A 2,078-nucleotide genomic window follows, 5' to 3' on the forward strand; every position below is an offset into this window, starting at 1 on the left:
ACTGGTGAGTTCGTCATGGAAGAATGGACAAGCCAGAACGGTGAGAAAAAATCAGCGCCGGTAATTATCGTTGATCAATTAGATTTTGGTGGTAACGGTGGTAATCAGGCAGGAAGCCAGAAACCACAGCAGAATCAAGGATGGGGACAACCTCAGCAACCGCAAGCGCCAAAACAAGCATCGAGTAATCAAACACCACAAAGTGAGCCACCTCAAGATTGGGATGATCCTATACCTTTCGCCCCTATCGGACTCCCCTACCCACGACACGCTATTTATGTGATTTAACCAAAGGATATAACTATGAACACACCTGAGAAATTGCAGGATTTTATTTATTATTTAACTAAAGACGCCGCCCGAAATTCATTTGAAGAATGGAGGGAAGATATTGGAATTAGTTATGAACAATACGCCGAAATAAAAGAATGGTTCAAGCAATTTGATATTAAGCCATACGTTTAATTATAGGGCTCAGTGCAAGGATGCAAACAGGAGATAGATACCTCCAACAACTAAACAGAAGAGGATTCAATAATGGCGAACGCTGCTAGATTAAGACTGGGCTTCTCACCTTTAACTAAAAAAATAAGCTTAGCAAAAATGAAAGTCGTCGGCGATGGTCTCTTGGTCAGAGTTGGTAACGATGAAAGAGATGTGACAAATGAAGCCGCACAAATGGTCTGGCAATTAGTAATTGCTGAAGGCGGGGAAATAAATTGGCATAGAGAAGATGGAAAGATCATGAAGCTAAAGGCTGAACTGATTGATGACGACAACTCGCAGGGATGCAATGAAGAGGAATGAATATGAACAGTTTTACACATTATGGGCAATTTATGAAATTTACATTACCAGAACCAGACCCTAAGAATGTTTGCAATCTTTGTGGTGGCCATGTCGGAAAAGATAATTTAATACAAGGTCAGGCGGTAAATATCTGCTTCGATTGCTCAGATTTAGCGAAAGAAATGGCAGATGAAAAGCGTAAGCATATAGCTAAAAAAGAAATAGAACGTATCGCAGCTGTTATTTCTGCTGGTAATAAAGGATTAATTGATTTAGGTATGGCTACTGCTTATATGTACGCCGAACGCTTATATAAAGCTGGATATAGAAAGGTGGAGTGATGAAAGTCTATCTCGACGACGAACGTAAAACGCCAGAGGGATTTGTGCGTGTTTACTGGCCCGATGAAGCCATTAAATTACTTGAAACTGGCGAGGTTGAGTTAATTAGCCTAGACCATGATTTAGGTGATGATGAGCGCGTCACAGGATACGACGTTTTATTATGGATAGAGGAACAGGTTTATTTAAATGGATTTAAAGCACCTGAAATTATTGTTCACTCTTCTAATTCATCAGCGCGTCATAAAATGGAATTAGCAATTGCAAATATTAAAAGGTGGAGTGATGGATAAATCAAGGAAGCAATTTGAGGGGTGGATAAATAAAAACCACCCTAAATGTAGTGGGTATCACAAGGATATTAGGCTTGAGGCGTGGCAAGCATCACGCGAGAGTTTGGAAGTTGAGTTACCAGTTAAAATACCAACTATGGATGATGAATCGTTTGAGGAAGGTTTATGTGAAGGCTATAACAACGCAATAGATGATTTCAAACAAATATTAATCAGCAACGGAGTGAAAATAAAAAATGAATAATGAATATAACAGAGAGCAAATGAAATTAGGCGTTCTATATGCTCGCAATCATTTAATTAGCGCATACAGAGCTAACTTTATAGAGTGTGATGAGAAGCAGTTCGCTTATATCATGGCCCAATTATCTCACATTGCAAAGGAATCTATCGATATTGAATTAATGATGGATAGTGTTTTGTCATGCAATGATGAAGCTGAGAGCTGGATTAAAGAAATTCTAATTAAACATTCTAAATAAATAACCATGCAAATAATCGGATATGTATTACTCATGCTAATACAGGGTTCTGCTGTACCTGTAACGGAAGATATATACACGCAATCGGAATGCAATAAACGCGCTGAATATTTAATGTCAGTGGGGAATGTTGAAGTTATTTGTGGAGAAATATACAGATGAGACAAATTAAA

The 2,078-nt window shown here is 38.5% G+C and carries 6 protein-coding genes and 1 pseudogene; all 7 read left to right on the forward strand.

The window, feature by feature from the left end; all coding sequences use genetic code 11:
• Positions 1-288: pseudogene (locus HMPREF3129_RS12435) on the forward strand (single-stranded DNA-binding protein); the annotation flags it as partial.
• A 15-nt stretch (positions 289-303) separates the two neighbouring features.
• Entirely contained in the window at positions 304-465 is a 162-nt protein-coding gene (locus HMPREF3129_RS18740) for a hypothetical protein (RefSeq protein ID WP_153274246.1), read from the forward strand.
• Positions 466-537: 72 nt separating this feature from the next.
• A complete protein-coding gene (locus HMPREF3129_RS12440) occupies positions 538-807 on the forward strand; it encodes a DUF7446 family protein (RefSeq protein WP_063693443.1) in 270 nt (89 codons plus the stop codon).
• Between the two features lie 2 nt (positions 808-809).
• The gene (locus HMPREF3129_RS12445) at positions 810-1,130 is read left to right on the forward strand and encodes a hypothetical protein (RefSeq protein ID WP_070487054.1); all 321 of its coding nucleotides are present in this window, start codon (positions 810-812) and stop codon (positions 1,128-1,130) included.
• Positions 1,130-1,423 (forward strand): cyclic-phosphate processing receiver domain-containing protein, encoded by a 294-nt coding sequence (locus tag HMPREF3129_RS12450; protein WP_070487057.1) that lies wholly within the window; start codon positions 1,130-1,132, stop codon positions 1,421-1,423. Before HMPREF3129_RS12445 ends, HMPREF3129_RS12450 begins: the two co-directional genes overlap by 1 nt.
• Entirely contained in the window at positions 1,416-1,667 is a 252-nt protein-coding gene (locus tag HMPREF3129_RS12455) for a phiTE_015 family protein (protein ID WP_070487059.1), read from the forward strand. Before HMPREF3129_RS12450 ends, HMPREF3129_RS12455 begins: the two co-directional genes overlap by 8 nt.
• On the forward strand, positions 1,660-1,905 hold the full coding sequence (locus tag HMPREF3129_RS12460; RefSeq protein ID WP_070487061.1) for a hypothetical protein: 246 nt from the start codon (positions 1,660-1,662) through the stop codon (positions 1,903-1,905). Before HMPREF3129_RS12455 ends, HMPREF3129_RS12460 begins: the two co-directional genes overlap by 8 nt.
• Positions 1,906-2,078: the final 173 nt, after the last annotated feature.

The sequence above is a fragment of the Proteus sp. HMSC14B05 genome (assembly GCF_001808035.1).
Taxonomy (GTDB): domain Bacteria; phylum Pseudomonadota; class Gammaproteobacteria; order Enterobacterales; family Enterobacteriaceae; genus Proteus; species Proteus mirabilis.

What these genes read in the sequence shown, in the direction of transcription:
- HMPREF3129_RS18740 (WP_153274246.1), top strand. Translation starts at nt 304, where the DNA reads ATGAACACACCTGAGAAATTGCAGGATTTTATTTATTATTTAACTAAA.
- HMPREF3129_RS12440 (WP_063693443.1), top strand. Translation starts at nt 538, where the DNA reads ATGGCGAACGCTGCTAGATTAAGACTGGGCTTCTCACCTTTAACTAAA.
- HMPREF3129_RS12445 (WP_070487054.1), top strand. Translation starts at nt 810, where the DNA reads ATGAACAGTTTTACACATTATGGGCAATTTATGAAATTTACATTACCA.
- HMPREF3129_RS12450 (WP_070487057.1), top strand. Translation starts at nt 1,130, where the DNA reads ATGAAAGTCTATCTCGACGACGAACGTAAAACGCCAGAGGGATTTGTG.
- HMPREF3129_RS12455 (WP_070487059.1), top strand. Translation starts at nt 1,416, where the DNA reads ATGGATAAATCAAGGAAGCAATTTGAGGGGTGGATAAATAAAAACCAC.
- HMPREF3129_RS12460 (WP_070487061.1), top strand. Translation starts at nt 1,660, where the DNA reads ATGAATAATGAATATAACAGAGAGCAAATGAAATTAGGCGTTCTATAT.